General features: G+C 48.4%; 13 protein-coding genes. 5 read left to right on the forward strand and 8 right to left on the reverse strand.

Annotated elements, in window-relative coordinates; all coding sequences use genetic code 11:
• Positions 1 to 80: 80 nt before the first annotated feature.
• Both rplI and gloB read right to left on the reverse strand, forming a co-directional pair.
• On the reverse strand, positions 81 to 539 hold the full coding sequence (gene rplI / locus NDI48_03680; protein MEP0830303.1) for a 50S ribosomal protein L9: 459 nt from the start codon (positions 537 to 539) through the stop codon (positions 81 to 83).
• A gap of 154 nt (positions 540 to 693) precedes the next feature.
• A complete protein-coding gene (gene gloB, locus NDI48_03685) occupies positions 694 to 1,467 on the reverse strand; it encodes a hydroxyacylglutathione hydrolase (GenBank protein ID MEP0830304.1) in 774 nt (257 codons plus the stop codon).
• Between the two features lie 210 nt (positions 1,468 to 1,677).
• Between gloB and NDI48_03690 the strand changes: the two genes are divergently transcribed.
• Both NDI48_03690 and NDI48_03695 read left to right on the forward strand, forming a co-directional pair.
• Positions 1,678 to 1,884 (forward strand): hypothetical protein, encoded by a 207-nt coding sequence (locus NDI48_03690; GenBank protein ID MEP0830305.1) that lies wholly within the window; start codon positions 1,678 to 1,680, stop codon positions 1,882 to 1,884.
• A 129-nt stretch (positions 1,885 to 2,013) separates the two neighbouring features.
• Positions 2,014 to 4,047, forward strand: coding sequence for an ABC transporter ATP-binding protein/permease (locus tag NDI48_03695; GenBank protein ID MEP0830306.1), 2,034 nt, complete (start codon positions 2,014 to 2,016; stop codon positions 4,045 to 4,047).
• Between the two features lie 64 nt (positions 4,048 to 4,111).
• On the opposite strand, the gene NDI48_03700 is transcribed toward NDI48_03695, so the two are convergent.
• From NDI48_03700 to NDI48_03725, 6 genes are all read right to left on the reverse strand, one after another.
• Positions 4,112 to 4,855, reverse strand: a complete 744-nt coding sequence (locus tag NDI48_03700) for an HAD family hydrolase (protein MEP0830307.1) — start codon at positions 4,853 to 4,855, stop codon at positions 4,112 to 4,114.
• A 132-nt stretch (positions 4,856 to 4,987) separates the two neighbouring features.
• Positions 4,988 to 6,001 (reverse strand): 30S ribosomal protein S1, encoded by a 1,014-nt coding sequence (locus tag NDI48_03705; protein ID MEP0830308.1) that lies wholly within the window; start codon positions 5,999 to 6,001, stop codon positions 4,988 to 4,990.
• Positions 6,002 to 6,204: 203 nt separating this feature from the next.
• A complete protein-coding gene (nrdR, locus tag NDI48_03710) occupies positions 6,205 to 6,765 on the reverse strand; it encodes a transcriptional regulator NrdR (protein MEP0830309.1) in 561 nt (186 codons plus the stop codon).
• Positions 6,766 to 7,020: 255 nt separating this feature from the next.
• Positions 7,021 to 7,116, reverse strand: a complete 96-nt coding sequence (locus NDI48_03715; GenBank protein MEP0830310.1) for a photosystem II reaction center protein T — start codon at positions 7,114 to 7,116, stop codon at positions 7,021 to 7,023.
• A 238-nt stretch (positions 7,117 to 7,354) separates the two neighbouring features.
• Positions 7,355 to 8,884, reverse strand: a complete 1,530-nt coding sequence (psbB, locus tag NDI48_03720; GenBank protein MEP0830311.1) for a photosystem II chlorophyll-binding protein CP47 — start codon at positions 8,882 to 8,884, stop codon at positions 7,355 to 7,357.
• 401 nt (positions 8,885 to 9,285) lie between these two features.
• Complete coding sequence (locus NDI48_03725; GenBank protein ID MEP0830312.1) at positions 9,286 to 9,609, reverse strand: hypothetical protein; 324 nt, start codon at positions 9,607 to 9,609, stop codon at positions 9,286 to 9,288.
• 698 nt (positions 9,610 to 10,307) lie between these two features.
• On the opposite strand from NDI48_03725, the gene mnmG reads away from it, so the two are divergent.
• The 3 genes from mnmG (at position 10,308) to NDI48_03740 (ending at position 17,205) form a co-directional block, all read left to right on the forward strand.
• Positions 10,308 to 12,212 (forward strand): tRNA uridine-5-carboxymethylaminomethyl(34) synthesis enzyme MnmG, encoded by a 1,905-nt coding sequence (gene mnmG, locus NDI48_03730; GenBank protein ID MEP0830313.1) that lies wholly within the window; start codon positions 10,308 to 10,310, stop codon positions 12,210 to 12,212.
• 487 nt (positions 12,213 to 12,699) lie between these two features.
• Positions 12,700 to 14,031 carry a hypothetical protein gene (locus NDI48_03735; protein ID MEP0830314.1) on the forward strand — a complete coding sequence of 444 codons (1,332 nt, stop codon included), beginning with the start codon at positions 12,700 to 12,702 and terminating at the stop codon, positions 14,029 to 14,031.
• Positions 14,032 to 14,433: 402 nt separating this feature from the next.
• Positions 14,434 to 17,205, forward strand: a complete 2,772-nt coding sequence (locus NDI48_03740) for an S-layer family protein (protein ID MEP0830315.1) — start codon at positions 14,434 to 14,436, stop codon at positions 17,203 to 17,205.
• The last annotated feature ends 393 nt before the right edge of the window (positions 17,206 to 17,598 follow it).

Consider the following 17,598-nt stretch of genomic DNA (forward strand, 5'->3'; position numbering starts at 1 on the left):
TTGCCTACCGTTAAAATTTACAGGCACTAAACCCCGCCCATACTGGGTATGGACGAGGAATGCGCGCCCGAAAGTTCAATTTAGTTAGACGTAACTTGAATCTCTACCGTCGCCGTGACTTCCGGATGTAACTTGATTTCCGCTTTGTAGAAACCGAGTTTGCCGATATCGGGTAAAGTAATGCCCCGACGGTCTACTTCCTGATTCGTGGCGGCTTGAATCACTTCTGCCACTTCCTGAGCTGTAACGGTACCAAAGATGGCCTCGTTTTCACCCACTTGCTTTTGGATAATAAAGCGACCCACCGTTTCCAGCGCCGTTTTGCGGACTTCCGCTTGTTGTTTCTCTTCGAGTAAGCGCTGCCGCTCTTGCTCTCTACGCCGTTCAACTTGCTTGAGAATGCCAGGAGTGGCGATGATTCCTATTTTTTTAGGAATTAGATAATTGCGAGCATAACCAGGAGCAACGTCAACCAGATCCCCGGTTTTTCCTAGCTTGCTAACATCTTGACTTAAAACTAATTGCACGCGTTTCGCCATAGTCGTTATTTCAGGTACTGACTTCCAAGGAACAGTGGTGATATCCTAGAACACTTCATAGTACGAAAATCTGTGTAGCGATCGCAACCCGATGGGAGATAGGCGATGAGAATTTTGACTTTTTGCTGTGCCCATGGGTAATTGTCTGCTGCCGTTAAAACCGATCCTTCATACCCCGCAGCCGTGCAAAAATCTGCACGGGTTCTTGAGACTTGACAGCGGCTTGTAGTTTTGGCTCCTCCCAGCGCAAGAAGGGATTCGTCCGCTTTTCCACGCCCAACAGGGATGGCACGGTTGCCTCCGAACGCTGACGAGCGGATTGAACTTCCGTCAGTCGGCTGTGTAAGTCAGGATTGTCGGTATCTACAGTTAGAGCAAATTGGAGATTTTTCAGCGTGTACTCGTGAGCGCACCAGACTCGTGTGTTATCCGGTAAAGTCCGCAGCTTAGTCAAAGAATCTACCATCTGCGTCGGGGTTCCTTCAAAAAGTCTGCCGCAACCACCCGCAAATAAGGTATCACCGCAAAAGAGTTCTCCCATTTCATCCTCGACGACCGGAGGAAAGTAATACGCGATATGCCCACGGGTATGTCCAGGAACGAACAAGACTTCTCCTATTCTTTTGGCAAATTCGACCTTGTCGCCCTCCTGTAAAAACACCTGTTGTTCTGGGATGCGACCCTGGTCTTGAGCGCCCCCATACACACAGGCATCTGGGAAACGTTGCCTCAACTGCCGATTCCCGCCGACATGATCCATGTGATGGTGGGTATTGAAAATGGCGACCAATTGAGCGCCCAGTTCGTCTAGACGCCGTAGCACCGGAGCCGCCTCTGCTGGGTCAACAACTGCGGCAATGTTTTGTTTGGGGTCATGGAGCAAAAAAATATAGTTGTCAGAAAGGGCTGAAAGCCGATTGACTTGCATGACTTGTCCTGCCTCACTCAAATCAGTTTCTTTTTCGATGGACGAACCGACCCAACCCTCAATATAGAAACGTTTCGACCCACCCTATTCAACCATAGCTCTACGCATCTCTCTGGTGCGAGATGACGTATCCATGCCAAGCAGACTATCTTAGGAGAAAATTAAAGCAATATCCAGCGTGCTAAAACGGGATCGCGTGACCAGCAACTAATGGCAGGAAACAATCAGAATCACTTTAGTCAAACTCTCAAGCCTATCGTGGAGCGCATTCTTAAGACTGGTCAATTGAGCCGTCAGGAACATCTACAACTGGTTACTACATTCCTCTCTGACTACAAAGTTACCGACGATGACCGCAGCCAGATCAATCGCATCTTTGACGACCTGCAAACTGGTCGCTTAAAGATTATTGGTTAATTAACACCGTCCCCCAGGGGCAAGCTTGCTTTGTCTGGGTATTTTCTCTCTTATTGCACTAAAGATGATGCTGGAAAGGTAATCATTAGTGTAAAAATAAGCTTTCTATCTTATCGCATCACCTACTCTATGTCTTCTAATCAGCTTCTCTTGAGATACGCACTACGCTATCCCGGCTGGATTGTTTTAACCATTATTCTCGGTTCATCTAGTGCCCTTTTTAATGGGGTTAGCACAACACTGATTGTGCCATTAGTATTAGGATTTTTGGGGAAAGAGGATATCAACCTGAACGTTGGCCCACCAGCCATCCAAAAAATCCTGGCTTTTTTTGATCGGGGTGATGATCGCACAAGCATTTTGTTCATGGTTGCGGTAGTTGTTTTAGGAATTATTTTAAAGAATGTTGCCGTATATCTGAATGCCATAGTTTCGGCAAATTTATCAAGAAAACTAGTCAGGGATATTAGGGATGAAGGACTTAAACTATTATTAGAAGTTGATATCGTTTATTTTTCTACAACTAAAATTGGCGACATTTTGAATCAGATAGGAAATGAGGTAGGTCGAGCAACCGTTTCTATCCGAATCGCAATTAACATATTTACGACATCCATTAATATTTTAATCTATATTGGCATTCTTGTTTCTATATCTTGGAAACTCACCATAGCTGCCAGCGGCTTATTATTTCTGGTGGCTTTGATTAATCAAGCCTTGATACAACGAGCTAAAAGCTTTGGTCAGGTGCTATCCGAAAAATCCAGCCGATATGCGACAATCCTGGTCGAGATGTTAACAGGAATACGACTCATTAAAGCAGTTGGCAATGAAGAATATGAGTATAAACAACTTGATAAATTTGTTGATGATTTAGAAAAAGTAGATGCCAGATCGCAAGCTAATTATGACGCCATTGGCCCTATTAATGAAATAGTAGGAACCTTGTCAATTTTATCAATTGTCTTTTTGGGGAAAGCTTTCTTTTGGCAGCAGATGGAGTCGCTGTTAACCGTATTACTCATTTATCTATATGTACTCTTCCGGTTACTTCCGGTAGTTAGCCAACTGAATGCCCAAAGAAGCCAATTTGCTAATGCCGCACCGGGTACTCAAATCGTGGCCAATTTTCTGCGGCGAGATGACAAACCTTTCATGACGAATGGTGAAATTTTTTACACAAAAATAAAACAAGGAATTCGTTGGGAAGGTGTGTCTTTTACCTACCCAGGCCATGATGATTTAGTCCTAAAAGGGGTGGATTTATGGATTCCCAAAGGAACAACCCTCGCTTTAGTGGGTGCTTCGGGTGCAGGTAAATCAACGATGGCGGATTTGCTACCGAGATTTTATGACCCGATTGAGGGGCGAATTACGATCGATGGCCAAGATTTAAGAGACTATAACATCCGATCGCTCAGGCAAGGGATGGGAATTGTTAGTCAAGATACGTTTTTATTTAATAATTCGGTTCGTTACAATATCGCCTATGGGCTGAAGAATGTGACGGACGAACAGGTGCTTTTAGCCGCCAAACGAGCGAATGCTTATGAATTTATTATTCAGCTACCCCAAGGGTTTGATACAGAAATTGGCGATCGCGGCGTTCTGTTATCTGGAGGGCAACGACAACGACTGGCGATCGCCCGTGCTCTGCTGCGTAACCCCGATATTCTAATTCTGGATGAGGCAACCAGTGCTCTGGATAGTGTATCTGAGCGCTTGGTGCAACAGGCGATCGATGAACTTTGCCGCGATCGCACTACGATTGTGATTGCTCACCGACTTTCTACGGTGCAAAAAGCCAGTCAGATTGCGGTGCTGGACAAGGGACGAGTTGTAGAGCTGGGTACCCATGAGGAACTACTCAAGAAAGGCGGTTACTATACACGTCTTTACTTAATGCAATTTGACCGTAGCGCGAATGAAGTGATCCATGCATCAGCCAATGAGGCTTTTATCCGAGCCTCTTATGAAATTCGCAATCGTCTAAACCCTATGATTGGTTTCTTGCAGTTGGTGGTTGATGACTTAGTAGAGAGCAGCGGCGAACGGGACGAATTAACGGAAGAAGCGTATAAATCAGCTATTCGACTGCTCAAAAACTTGGAGCTTTTAGAAGAGAATTCTCACCTTGGTGAAGGGTACTGGGTTGAAGGTTGAATGTTGAAGGTTGAAGGTTTTTAACCGACTAACTGTCAACTCTTCTTGGCAATTCTTGTGGGGGTCAAGAATCAACCACTTCGATTTCATCCAGCTGGGAAATCGCAACATCTGCCGCTTCTAAATGTGCAGCTTGCGGTGAACCCCAACAGATGCCAATACAACCTGCCGCACCCGCACGACGTGCCATCTCAATATCTCCCGCAGAATCTCCTACCATGAGAGTAGAAGCGGGTTCAACGCCTAGTGTTTGGCAAGCTTGGAGAAAGAGTGTAGGGTCGGGTTTACTAGGGCCTTCGTCTACTCCTTGCTCTAGCTGAATATAAGGGTCGAGTTGGTGACGTTTAACAAAGGCTTGCACCCGTGATGTTCTCGCCGCTGACAGAATTCCTAGTTTTAATCCAGCTTCTGAGAGGAACTTCAGAACTTCCAGGCTACCGACAAATACGGGTGTAGTATTGGCGGCGTCTTTGAGGTAGCGGTCTGCTTCTGCAAAGGCACTGTGAGCGATCGCTAGAGACTCCAACCACCCTCGACCGGTTTCGGCGACATAGGCAGCCGCAGCAATTTCACTTTCACGACGGCTCCCCACGGCCATCAAACCGGTGGGGTCAAGCTTTTCTCCATTGATGCCAAAGGCCATCAATAACGGCTCTCCAATACCGGGAATTTGGGCGTCAATCAGGCGCGATCGCTTTTGCCCCAGTTCTCTCAAAAAGATTTGCGAATCCTCTAGAGTCCCGTCTTTATCAAAAATGACGGCCTGGATATTTGGGAATCTAACGTCCCGACAGCGAATCGTAACCAAGGGTGAATTCTCCTGTGTACAAACAACAAAAAACATTAGGGCGATTGCCCACCACACCAATAAAAAAAGAGGGAAAATCCCTCTTTATTAAACAGTTGGGTGTTTAAAACCCATCTCCAACACAAAACGTAATTATTCTTCGATCGCAGCGACGACTTCTTCTTCATACTCTGGCTCTAGCTCTGCCTCTGGCTCTAGCTCTAGCTCTGGCTCTAACTCTTCAGTAGCCGTCACTTGCTGCTGTTGAGCCGCACGCATCTTCTCCCGGTACTTTTCTGCCATTTCTTCGGCTTTTTCGTAGACACGATCACGGTTATTGATCATATCCCCCGGTTCTGGCTCTAATTGCTTAGTAGACAGAGAAATCCGACCTCTTTCCGCATCCAAGTCAATGATCATCACCTTCACTTCATCATTGACGTTAAACACGCTGTGAGGGGTATCGATATGGTCGTGGGAAATCTCAGAAATGTGTAGCAAGCCGCTGACACCACCAATATCGATGAATGCTCCGTAAGGTTTGATGCCCCGCACAGAACCGATGACCACTTCACCTACTTCTAGGCGGTTCATCTTACGCTCAACCAGCGCACGACGGTGTGAGAGAACCAGACGGTTGCGGTCTTCATCGACCTCCAGGAATTTCAGTTGGAGTTCTTCTCCTACCAAATCTTCCTTCGGTTTGCGCGTGCTGATATGAGAACCGGGAATAAAGCCACGTAGCCCCTCAATTCGCACTAAAGCTCCACCTCTATTAGTGGCAAATACGAGGGAGCGAACGGTTGCATCTTCAGCTTGCAACTGCCGTACTCGCTCCCAAGCCCGCATATACTCAATGCGACGGATTGAGAGGGTTAGTTGTCCATCTTCATTCTCGTCAGTCAGAATGAAAAATTCCCGCGTTTCGTTTGACTGTAAGACTTCCTCCGGGTTGTCAACCCGGTTGATTGACATCTCCTGAATCGGAATATATGCTGCGGTTTTAGCACCAATGTCAATCAGAGCGCCTCTAGGCTCCAAACTGAATACGGTACCAGCGACGATATCACCAGGACTAAAGTGATAATCATATTTATCAAGAAGGGCGGCGAAATCGTCGTGAGTGAAGCCAATATCTACTGTAGCGGTTCTTTTCTGACTGAGCATGTGCGTTGCGTTTCCTAGTTTTATCTCCGTAATGACTATGCCTCCTGTCGATGTACAAGCACGTCGGCATTGTGCTGCCTACACCTACATCGCGTTGTCCATACCCTATTTTAAAAGATTTAATAAAGTACAGACAGCTAATTATAACTCAGGCTGGATGCCTTAGTAGCGTTTCTTTATCCGTTTCTCGTTGATGAGATAGTTTACACTTTTACTTCTGAATTCTCCGGGAGCCTCATTGATGCCGATGGTTCCTGTTCGTCTATCTCCACATCTGCCGTGCGGGGATTTGGAGTTATCTCAATTAGCTCCCCATTGCTTTTGAGGTGATCTAAAGTTTCAACAAAATCTCGGATGCCTTGAAACTTCCGATAGACAGAGGCAAAGCGGACATAGGCGACTTCACTCTCCTCTCGCAAGTATCGAAGAACTAATTCACCAATTTCATTACTAGTAACTTCTCGTCCGGATTGCTGCTGTAATTCAGCCTCAATTTCATCCACAAATACTTCCAAGCGTCTTTGAGGAATCTCGGTTTTTTCGCAGGCTCGTATAATTCCCCGTAATAATTTGGAGCGGTCAAAAGATTCTCGCTTTCCATCGCGTTTGATCACCGTCAAAGGAATAAATTCGATGCGTTCGTAAGTGGTGAAACGATGTTTACACCGCAAACACTCGCGACGCCTGCGAACACTTTGTCCTGCTTCGGTGGAACGGGACTCAAGAACGCGGCTGTCGGTGTGCTGACAATAAGGGCATCGCATAAAAGTAAAATCCTTTGGGAGCTGGGTGGAGTCAAAGGCAGCTTGCAAGGGAGAGAAAAATCGGAGTCGAATGTAAATATATGCGAAAACCTGAACCGCTCGTCATCTATCTAAATTTCTCAATTAGAGAAGCCGATAGATTCATGAAGGCTCAGGATATCCAAACTCAAGTTTAAAGTTTTGGCACTCACGCGACTACGCTTCGTTTAGGGCGTTAACGCAGAGGCTCCTAAGGAGCCTGCCGTTCGCGTTTAACTACTTTTCAATCCGAGGCGGCTCTCTGAAGGCGATCGCAAAAAACAGCGTAGCGATCGCACAGGTCAAAATCAAGATATAAGCAATGCTTTCCATGTCAATAATTCCTGACTATCTGCTCAACTACCAGTCTAACTCGCCAAGCTAATGAAAAATTCAAAAGGCTCAAAAGGGGTGAAGTGTGAAGGATAAATTTCTCGTGCTTGTCTCCAGAAATAATGAAGCTACCCGATTATTCATCCATGAGCTTGTATAGTTCAGCTTTCCAACTTGACACCTCAAGCTTCACACTTCAGCCTTTAGTCGCCTTTTTACCTTTTACACAATTGCCGTTCTAGACAGCTTCTTTCTTCCGGGTGCTCTTGTCGCCCACTTTCTGGAACAGACCCCACTCGACTTGCTCTTCCATGTCAGCTTCCACCCCAGCAAACACATCCCGGAACAGAGTCCGAGAACCGTGCCAGATGTGCCCAAAGAAGAACAGCAGAGCAAACACCGCATGTCCAAAGGTGAACCAACCGCGAGGGCTGGTACGGAATACACCATCAGAGTTCAGGGTTTCCGTGTCGAACTCGAAGGGTTCACCCAACTGAGCCTTACGAGCATATTTTTTCACGAGGGCCGGGTCTTTAAAGGTTTGACCATTGAGTTCGCCACCGTAGAGGCTAACCGTGACACCCGCCTGCTCAAAACTGTATTGCGATTCTGCGCGACGGAATGGAATATCCGCACGCACAATTCCATTGGCATCCGTCAAGATCACAGGGAAGGTTTCAAAGAAGTTGGGCAGGCGACGAACCGTCAACTCCCGACCTTCAGCATCCTTAAACACCGGGTGACCCAACCAAGTTTGAGCGATACCATCGCCCTTGTCCATCGGACCGGTACGGAACAAACCGCCTTTCGCGGGTGAGTTACCTACATAGTCGTAGAACGCCAGCTTCTCTGGAATTTGATTCCAAGCTTGTGACTGGCTGACTCCAGACGCCAGACTGGCTTGCACGCGGCGGTCAATTTCTTGTTTGAAATAACCTTGATCCCATTGATAACGGGTCGGGCCAAACAATTCGATGGGTGTCGTTGCACTGCCGTACCACATCGTCCCTGCGACCACAAAAGCGGCAAAGAAGACGGCAGCAATACTGCTAGACAGTACGGTTTCAATATTCCCCATCCGCAGCGCTCTAAATAACCGCTCCGGTGGTCTGACGGTCAGGTGGAATAAACCCGCAATCACACCGACAACACCTGCGGCAATGTGGTGAGCGACAATGCCGCCTGGATTGAAGGGGTTAAATCCTTCAGGTCCCCACGCTGGTGCTACGGGTTCAATGTGACCGGTGATTCCATAGGGGTCAGAGACCCACATCCCTGGACCAAAGAGTCCAGTTAGGTGAAACGCTCCAAAGCCAAAGCAGAGAAGACCCGACAAGAACAGGTGAATGCCAAACATTTTTGGCAAATCCAGAGCCGGTTCGCCTGTGCGAGGGTCTCTGAACAGTTCTAAATCCCAGTACACCCAGTGCCATACGGCAGCCAGGAACAGCAGACCGGAGAGGACGATGTGAGCAGCCGCGACGCCTTCCAAAGACCAGAAACCTGGGTCAACTGCGGTTTCGCCCGTGATGCTCCATCCACCCCAAGACTGGGTGACACCCAAACGAGCCATGAAGGGCATGACGAACATCCCTTGACGCCACATTGGGTTCAAAACTGGATCGCTTGGATCAAAAATTGCCAATTCATAAAGGGCCATTGAACCGGCCCAACCTGCCACCAGAGCAGTATGCATCAGGTGTACAGCAATCAGCCGTCCTGGGTCATTCAGGACGACTGTGTGTACTCTGTACCAGGGTAGTCCCATTGACTACGCTCCTCCTCGGATAAAGTTTCTACTTCGACGCTTCTTTTCTGAAGATATTAGAAATTGACGTTTCCTTTGTAGAGTTTTTTTAATGAACTCCAGGTCAGGTAACGTAGTTTGCGGACACGGAGTCCGTGAAACTGAAGATTGTTTAAAGAAGTGTAACTATTGTTAGAACCGATTGCAAGCCAATCTCAGAGTTATGATCCCATGTTTTACCCAATATTGGGTAAACTTTCTTAACAATAATTCACATAGATCACACACAGAGACATCTTTATGCCGCGATGGGGTCGCTGCCAGAGACGTTGACGCTCAGGGTTTTATACATTAGAATGACTCTCTCCGAGCCACGAGAGAGTGGCAAGGGAGAAAGTTCTACTCCTTGAGGTAAGGGAGTGTCATTCTTCCATAGAAAGGGGACTAGACCAAGTCTGTGCCGTTGCCAGCCTCTCTAAGGCTTGCTCGGCAGTAATTAGACGTTTAAGGACAACCTGACCAATATTCTTGGCCGACTCGGACGTGACGTCAGGCGTCGGTTTCACTTCAACCATGAGAACGGCTTCTTCCACCCGATAAAGCCATAGTTTTTCCCCTTGCTCCAGGATACAAAGGTTCATTTGCTGAATTTCGGGTTCCCGTCGCCACGAATGTATGTTCCATAATCCGCCAAACTCCCAAACCCGACCGACCATCCATCCATCGGAGAGAAAAAAGTATTTCACTGACCTTTGTGTCCAACCATATTTTTCGGCATTATGGCTTCTCTTGGCAGAAGTGGGCTAGTATTGTTAATTTTTTTTAAGATATTCGCCTTTAAGGGCCTTTTTTTGTATCTGAGAAAGCCCACCTTGATATTATGAAGTTTCTTTAACAAACGCCTTGCTTATTTTCTTTCGATGGATGAGTAACAAGAAAGGCGATCGCACATACTTAAGGAGATTTTCCTATGTTTGGGCAAAGTAACTCTCCCAACTTCTCTAGTTACTCATGACTGCTGAAAGTCCGCTTTGGAACTCAAATAAGTGATGTTATCCTGAGCCATGGAAATACAGAAATAAAATCAAAAAAATAATTTTTTTTATCTTTCTTAGTTTGATTTTTTGCCTAATTATTTTGCCATTTCAATTTAATTATTTCTGGAAATCTTTCAGGCAAATACGATATTTAATAGGCAAGGTATATTCTCCTAATCGTGATGGATATAAGCTTTGATAGAGTTATTTTTACTAGAATACTGTAGAATTTATTATCCCTTTTTTAGCCAGAAATGCCACAAGAAAAATAAATTGAACCACTTTTTTCCCAACTTGGGTGCAGCACTTGCCAAATAACGCATCAGTGCATCTGTTTCCCGAATTGGAATAGAGGCAATTCAAACAGCTAAAATTAAGCATGAGTCCTCGCTACTCAGACGTTTACCATGACCCTTACTTCCCCTGTAGAATTCCTAGACGCATTTGATGTCATCGTTGTCGGTGCCGGTCATGCCGGTTGTGAAGCCGCCCTGGCGGCGGCACGTCTCGGCTGTCGTACCCTGCTGCTGACACTGACTCTTGACAAAATCGCTTGGCAACCCTGTAACCCAGCCGTCGGTGCACCCGCCAAGTCCCAGTTGGTTCATGAGGTAGATGCCCTCGGCGGGGAAATTGGTAAAATGGCCGATCGCACTTACCTGCAAAAACGAGTCCTCAACTCCTCACGAGGGCCAGCCGTTTGGGCATTAAGGGCGCAGACTGATAAGCGGGAATATGCGGCACTAATGAAAGGAATTGTCGAAAATCAAGAAAATTTGACAATCCGCGAAGGCATGGTTACGGATTTGTTGCTGGGAGCGAATGATCAGGTCATTGGCGTTCAGACTTACTTCGGCGTAGGGTTCCAAGCACCAGCCGTTGTGCTAACAACGGGTACCTTCTTAGGTGGGCGCATTTGGGTGGGGAATAAATCCATGTCAGCAGGACGCGCTGGGGAATTTGCGGCAGTTGGGTTGACGGAAACCTTGAATCAACTCGGTTTTGAAACGGGACGCCTGAAGACGGGTACTCCAGCACGGGTGGATAAGCGGTCAGTAGACTACACTCAGATGGAACCTCAGCCAGGGGATGAGGAGGTGCGCTGGTTCAGTTTTGACCCGGAAGTGTGGGTGGAACGGGAGCAGATGAATTGCTATCTCACCCGCACCACAGCTGAAACTCACCGACTGATTCGGGAAAATCTGCACCTGTCGCCGGTTTATGGTGGTTGGGTGGATGCCAAGGGGCCGCGTTATTGTCCCAGTATTGAAGATAAGATTGTGCGCTTTGCCGATAAGGAAAGCCACCAGATTTTTATTGAACCGGAAGGACGGGATATTCCGGAACTGTATATTCAGGGATTCTCAACGGGGTTACCGGAGGGGTTGCAGTTACAGATGTTGCGAAGTCTCCCTGGATTAGAACACTGTGCCATGCTACGTCCTGCCTATGCCGTTGAGTACGACTATATCCCAGCCACTCAGTGCTACCCGACCCTGATGACTAAAAAGGTAGAGGGGCTATTTTGTGCGGGACAAATTAATGGTACGACGGGTTATGAAGAAGCCGCCGCTCAAGGTCTGCTGGCTGGGATTAATGCCATGCGGTATGTACAGCATCAGGATATGATTGTGCTGCCTCGTGAGGGTAGCTACATGGGTACACTGATTGATGATTTGTGTACGAAAGACCTCAGAGAACCGTACCGGATGCTGACCAGCCGTTCTGAGTATCGCCTGTTGTTGCGATCGGATAACGCGGATCGGCGTTTGACGCCGTTAGGGCGAAATATCGGGCTAATCGATGACCGACGCTGGGAACTTTATACCCAAAAACAAGGGAAAATTGAGGCAGAAAAAGAGCGACTCCAGGAAATCCGGGTGAAGGAACATGAGGAACTGGGGAAAGCGATCGCATCTGATACCCAGCAAAAAATTAAAGGCTCCATTACTTTAGCTGACTTGCTGCGGCGTTCCGGATTCCATTACGTCGATCTGGATCGCTATGGATTGAGTAATCCTGACCTCAACCAGGCGGAACGTGAAGGCGCAGAAATTGACATTAAATACTCTGGTTATCTCCAGCGCCAACAAAATCAAATTGATGCGATTTCTCGCCAAGCCCATCGACCGCTACCCCCCGATTTGGATTACGCAAAAATTGAAACGCTCTCGAAGGAGTCGCGTGAAAAACTCTCCAAGGTAAAACCCCTAACAATTGGTCAGGCATCTCGAATTGGTGGGGTTAACCCCGCGGATGTTAACGCTTTACTGGTTTATCTAGAAATGCGCTCAGTTTCGTTGGTGCCGTAGGCAATAAGGACAAAATCTGGCGGGCGTTAGCAAGTAATAATAAGCTAATCGGCATTTAAGTTGCATTATCGAGGAAGCAAGGCAGAGGACAGAAGGCAGAGGGCAGAAGGGTTAAGAGTTTTGCCCTCATCACGAAGGTGTGCAATTTAAATGCACCTCAGCTTATCTTTGTTAATTGGATCTCGTCTGGCCACCGGGGGCAACGGCGTGGGGGCGTGCCTGTCAATATAGGTATTGCCCGGTACGCCTACAACACAAGCAATTTTGCACTTTTGGGGCAAAATTTAGCCCTGTGAGGGATGTTGGAAGATACAAGGCGAACAAGTTAAAGAGAGCTTTTTAGGAAGCTGATGAGACAGGCCACGTCTGGAATTGAAGATTTTTGGGAAAATTTTCTCTACAATCAGTAGTTTGGCTGCTAATCTAAGCGACAGGAAGTGCCAAGCGAGCCTTTTATTAATTCCGTAGCCACGAGAGTGAGCAATCCATGTCTCAGAACGTCAGTACGAACCCAAAGGAAAGAGAGCCGTCCATCGCTCCCACTCCCATCCAGCCTTGGTCGGCAGAGGCAGAGGCTGATAAGTTGATGGATGAGTTATTTTCAGACCTCGACCAAATTTTGGAGGGCGGCAATCGGTTACCAACAGAACCCGCCCAGCCAGAGTATGTTTCCTTGAAGTCGATTGTAATTCCGCAGATCCCCGCTCCCCCGGCAGTGGTGCCACCTCCGGAGAAGCTCTCGGAAACGCCAAGCCCTGAATCAACGGATTCTAAGTTGAGTGAGAGGGTAGAGACACAGATAGTAGCCACATCGAACTCTCGTCCTAATGGGTTCAGCTTGTCTTTGGAAAGACTCCTATTACTGCTAGGTGTTGTCGTTCTAGGGATGTCGATCATCCTTCTGTTGGTGAAGCAGAAAAGGCTAACTTTGCCGGAGTGGTTCAAGCCGACACCAACACCAACTGTTCATACCAGCCAGGTGTCAGAAGCGGATGCTCAGTTTGCTAACTACATGCTGCGATCGCTAGAGGTGATTGACAACAAAAATAAAGCGAAGCAACAGGCAACAACTCCTCCTGGTGGTACGGCGGCTAACCCACCAGCAGTTCCTTCTGGGAATCCTCCCGTGGCAGCCAGTCCGCCTCAGCGTGTGATCGAAAGGGTCTACATCCCGGTTTACCCACCTCAGAACCCTGGCGCTGCTGTGGCACCCCCAGCAGGTGTCAGACCGCAAGCCCCCACCTTCTCTGCACCAGCGCCATCATCGGGAGCCAAAGCTCCAAGTCCGTCTGCTGCCGTCAGACGTGTGGTACCAAGTCCTTCTCCTGCTGCCAGACGTGCGGCACCCAGTCCTTCTCCTGTTGCCAGACGTGCGGCACCCAGTCCTTCTCCTGTTGCCAGACGTGCAGCACCCAGCCCTTCTCCTGCTGCCAGACGTGCGGCACCCAGCCCTTTTCCTGTTGCCAGACGTGCAGCACCCAGTCCTTCTCCTGTTGCCAAACGGGCGGTACCTGCCTCTCCTCAAGCCGCAGCACCGAGAGCCCTTCCGGCTTTACCACCGTTGCCTCCCTCTGTGATTGTCCCGACGGCACCGGTGACCCAATTACCAACATCTGCTAGCAAACACACCCTTGTCGGAGTGCTGGAACAGGGCGAGCGATCGGCGGCGTTGTTTAACGCCGCCGGTGTTACCCGATATATCTTTGTCGGTGAAGCCATTGGCGATAGTGGCTGGACGTTAGTGTCTATCGCCAACCAGGAAGCCGTGATTCGGCGCAATGGTGAAGTTCGCTCTGTTTATGCGGGGCAATCGTTCTAACCGGGAAGGGCATCAACGTTCTTCGTCGGAAACACGTCTGGATGCTCTGAGAATAGAGAGGCGATCGCCTCTCTAATTCACTGCTGCGATTACCCAGAACCAGACTACCGATTTGGTTACGCTTGAAGTAGCATAGAACACATCACCCTTAAGGACGTAGGGGAAATCTGCAAAAATCAGAATCCACAAGGGTTGTGATTCCCATCGTGGAATTCGGTGGAAGTAAGGGTTTATATCTTTTTCTCAGGTGGATGATAGCGTCTTTCCTAGTGGGACGCTCTGAGTAAACAATAGAACTATGGGCTAATAGCGACTAGCCTAGGTCTTCGTTGTTCAGCCTTTTCAAGACCAGCAGCGTGACATCTACCTTGGCAAAGGTAATAACCAAAAAACTAAAAAATTATGGGCTGTTTTTTAAGGCAATCACGTCATCGTGACTTGTGGCTCACTAGCAGTATTTGCTTGTGTTTGCTCAGTACGAGTAGCCTAGCCCAGTGTCAAGTTATACCCGATATCACCCTGCCGAACAATACAGTGGTCATCCCTAACGGCAACACCAGCCTAATTGAGGGAGGGACTAAAGTCGGTGGGAATTTATTCCACAGCTTTCAGGACTTTTCTATTCCCACAGGTTCAGAGGCTTTTTTTAACAACGCTTCAGATATTCAAAATATCTTCAGTCGGGTTACCGGGGGAAATATCTCCAATATTGATGGCACGCTGCGTTCTCAAGGCACAGCGAACCTGTTTATTTTCAATCCCAACGGCATTATTTTTGGAGCTAATGCCCAGCTCAATCTGGGTGGCTCTTTTATCGCTAGTACAGCTAATAGCGTCAAATTTTCTGATGGCAGTGAGTTCAGTGCCGCCAATCCCCAAGCCCCACCTTTGTTAACGATTAATGTCCCGATTGGCTTGCAATTCGGGTCAAATCTGGGGAAGATTGTCAACCAATCTCAAGGTAGCAGTAATGCCGGTCTTCAGGTGTTGCCCGGTCAAACGCTGGGGCTTGTGGGCGGTGATTTGAGCTTAAACGGAGGAAACCTGACGGCATTCCAAGGACGGATTGAACTGGGTAGCGTCACCAGTCCTGGTTTGGTTAGCCTGACTCCTACCGCAACCGATTTGGTTTTGGGATATGAAGGTATTCAGACGTTTGGGAACATCGAGTTATCGGGTGCGGCAGTCAATGCTAGTGGCTTGGGTGGGGGTACGATTCAATTGCGGGGAGGGCAAGTTACCCTGACTCAAGGTTCCAAGTTGGTCGCGGATACCTTTGGTAATTTTAACGGCGGGGGTATCGACATTCAGGCCAATCAGTTCCGAATGCAAGAGGGAGCCTTTGTCTCTACATCCACCTTTGGTTCGGGTGCGGCAGGCAATCTGACTGTCCGCGCTGATGTCGTAGAACTAACCGGAACGACTCCTTTTCTCACATCGCAGCAGTTACTCACAGGAACATTTAACCCCCTCAGCCTCAGTGATGGCTTGTATAGCTTGAGTGTGGGTAGCGGCAAAGCTGGGGATATCAGCGTTGAGACGAGTCAGTTGAGGGTGCAGAACGGGGCAAACATCATGACTCCAGCCTTGCTCAACGGAAATGGAGGAAATATAACTTTTCAGGTTTCTGAGTTAGCCGAATTCAGCCATGGTTCCCTCGTGTTTACAGGAACCGCGGGCACGGGAAATGCGGGCAATATAGCCCTTACCGCCAAGCAGTTGCGACTTTTAGAGGCCTCCTCCCTCAGTACCACTCCGGGGCCTACCAGTACAGGCACAGGGGGCAGTATTACTGTAACGGCTGATGCAGTAGAACTGAGAGGAACTCCCGCCGGAGTCGCCGTTCCTGGGGGCTTATTTACGACAGCGCTGGGGACTGGGGATGCGGGTGACATCCGTGTTACCACCAGTCAGCTTGTGGTTGCCGACGGCACCCAAATTTCCACCTCGACAGCGGGGGCGGGGCGGGGGGGTGATTTGAGCGTAACGGCTGATACAGTTGAACTCAACGGTATATCAGCTGATGGTCGGTTTGTGGGGGGGTTACTCGCATCTGCATCCCTGGTGACAGTGCCAGGACAGCGTGGGAATGCCTCAGCGGGTGACTTAACTGTTACCACGCGGCGCTTGAGCGTGCAAAACGGTGCTCAAATTTCGGCGGCAACAGGTAGTGGTGGAACCGCAGGAACCTTAAATGTGAATGCGTCTGAGTCTGTTGATGTAAGTGGCTTTGCAACGGGTGTCGATCCCTCTTTAGAAGCTGTCTCCTTCGGCATCATCGGTGATGGCATTGTGCCTAGTGCCATCGAAACAAATACCCGTGGTGCAGGCAAGGCGGGTGACTTGACGATTCAAACCGGGCGGTTAACGGTTCGGAATGGAGCAGAAATCGGTGTCAGAAGTACAGATACGGGGTTACCGGGTGACCTGAAAGTCAGGGCTGACTCTATCTTGCTCGACAATCAAGGACGGATGAGTGCAACCAGTATCTTGGGTCAAGGTGGGGATATTGACCTGCAAGTGAAACAAGACTTAGTGCTGCGTAACGGCAGTCAAATCTCTACTCAGGCTGGTACAGAGGATACAGGAGGTGGCAATGGGGGCAATATTACCATCGAGACAGGCGTTTTAGCGGTGTTTGAGAAAAGCAGTATTAATGCCAATGCCTTCCAAGGCGCTGGCGGGAATATTCGCATCACGACCCAAGGGATTTTTGTGTCCCCGGATAGTTCGATTACAGCGAGTTCAACCCTGGGAGTTAATGGAGTGGTGGAAATTAACCAACTGGGTGCTGACCCCTCTCAGGGATTAGTGGAGTTGCCGGTTGAGGTCGTTGATGTTACAGGATTAGTTGCCACAGGATGCGCGGCTGACACAGGTAGTAGTTTTGTGGTTACCGGACGAGGCGGCTTACCCGAAGACCCGACTCAGACGCTTAGAGGTCAGACCGTTTGGCGGGATTTACGCCCTCAGAGGGTGGCAGGGGGAGAGAATTTCCAGGGGAGACGGCGAGAGTTGCCGATGACTCATCCTCAATCGCCACTCGTTGAGGCGACGGGATGGGTGAGGAATGCCGACGGTCAGGTAGAGTTGGTGGCTCACGCGCCTGATGTTACTCCTCAAAATCCTTGGTCTAGACCCCCAGATTGCCAGACGTTCAACTCTCAACGGTAATTTGGTTGTTAAATAGGATTTTTCAGGAATACGACAAACGGCAGTTGTAGAAAATTCTAAGATAATTTGCATCTAGCATCAATTGCATTACCCGCTTGCGGTTTAATACCAGTTCACTTTTACTGGGCTACACATTGACCTCCTCACTAAAGCTCCGGCTAACCCCCGGAGTTCGGGGGGAACAAGAAAAGCATCTTTAGCAGGCTTTTAGGGAATTGGTATAAACCTCTAACTCACAGTTAAAGTCGTCTAAAGATGGCTGGATAAGAGTTTTAGTCCACTTAAGTGGACTTGAACTATTAGACCGGAGTTTAAACTCCGGGCGGATGATGAGCGTCCGAAGAGAATGGTGCAAGATCTCAGATAACCAAAGCAGAAGAATTAGAGGGAAAG

It is taken from the genome of Microcoleus sp. AS-A8 (assembly GCA_039962225.1).
Taxonomy (GTDB): Bacteria; Cyanobacteriota; Cyanobacteriia; order Cyanobacteriales; family Coleofasciculaceae; genus Allocoleopsis.

Excerpts from the sequence above, each read along its gene's own strand:
- rplI (MEP0830303.1), bottom strand. The coding sequence starts at position 539 with ATGGCGAAACGCGTGCAATTAGTTTTAAGTCAAGATGTTAGCAAGCTA.
- gloB (MEP0830304.1), bottom strand. The coding sequence starts at position 1,467 with ATGCAAGTCAATCGGCTTTCAGCCCTTTCTGACAACTATATTTTTTTG.
- NDI48_03690 (MEP0830305.1), top strand. The coding sequence starts at position 1,678 with ATGGCAGGAAACAATCAGAATCACTTTAGTCAAACTCTCAAGCCTATC.
- NDI48_03695 (MEP0830306.1), top strand. The coding sequence starts at position 2,014 with ATGTCTTCTAATCAGCTTCTCTTGAGATACGCACTACGCTATCCCGGC.
- NDI48_03705 (MEP0830308.1), bottom strand. The coding sequence starts at position 6,001 with ATGCTCAGTCAGAAAAGAACCGCTACAGTAGATATTGGCTTCACTCAC.
- nrdR (MEP0830309.1), bottom strand. The coding sequence starts at position 6,765 with ATGCGATGCCCTTATTGTCAGCACACCGACAGCCGCGTTCTTGAGTCC.
- NDI48_03715 (MEP0830310.1), bottom strand. The coding sequence starts at position 7,116 with ATGGAAAGCATTGCTTATATCTTGATTTTGACCTGTGCGATCGCTACG.
- psbB (MEP0830311.1), bottom strand. The coding sequence starts at position 8,884 with ATGGGACTACCCTGGTACAGAGTACACACAGTCGTCCTGAATGACCCA.
- mnmG (MEP0830313.1), top strand. The coding sequence starts at position 10,308 with ATGACCCTTACTTCCCCTGTAGAATTCCTAGACGCATTTGATGTCATC.
- NDI48_03735 (MEP0830314.1), top strand. The coding sequence starts at position 12,700 with ATGTCTCAGAACGTCAGTACGAACCCAAAGGAAAGAGAGCCGTCCATC.
- NDI48_03740 (MEP0830315.1), top strand. The coding sequence starts at position 14,434 with ATGGGCTGTTTTTTAAGGCAATCACGTCATCGTGACTTGTGGCTCACT.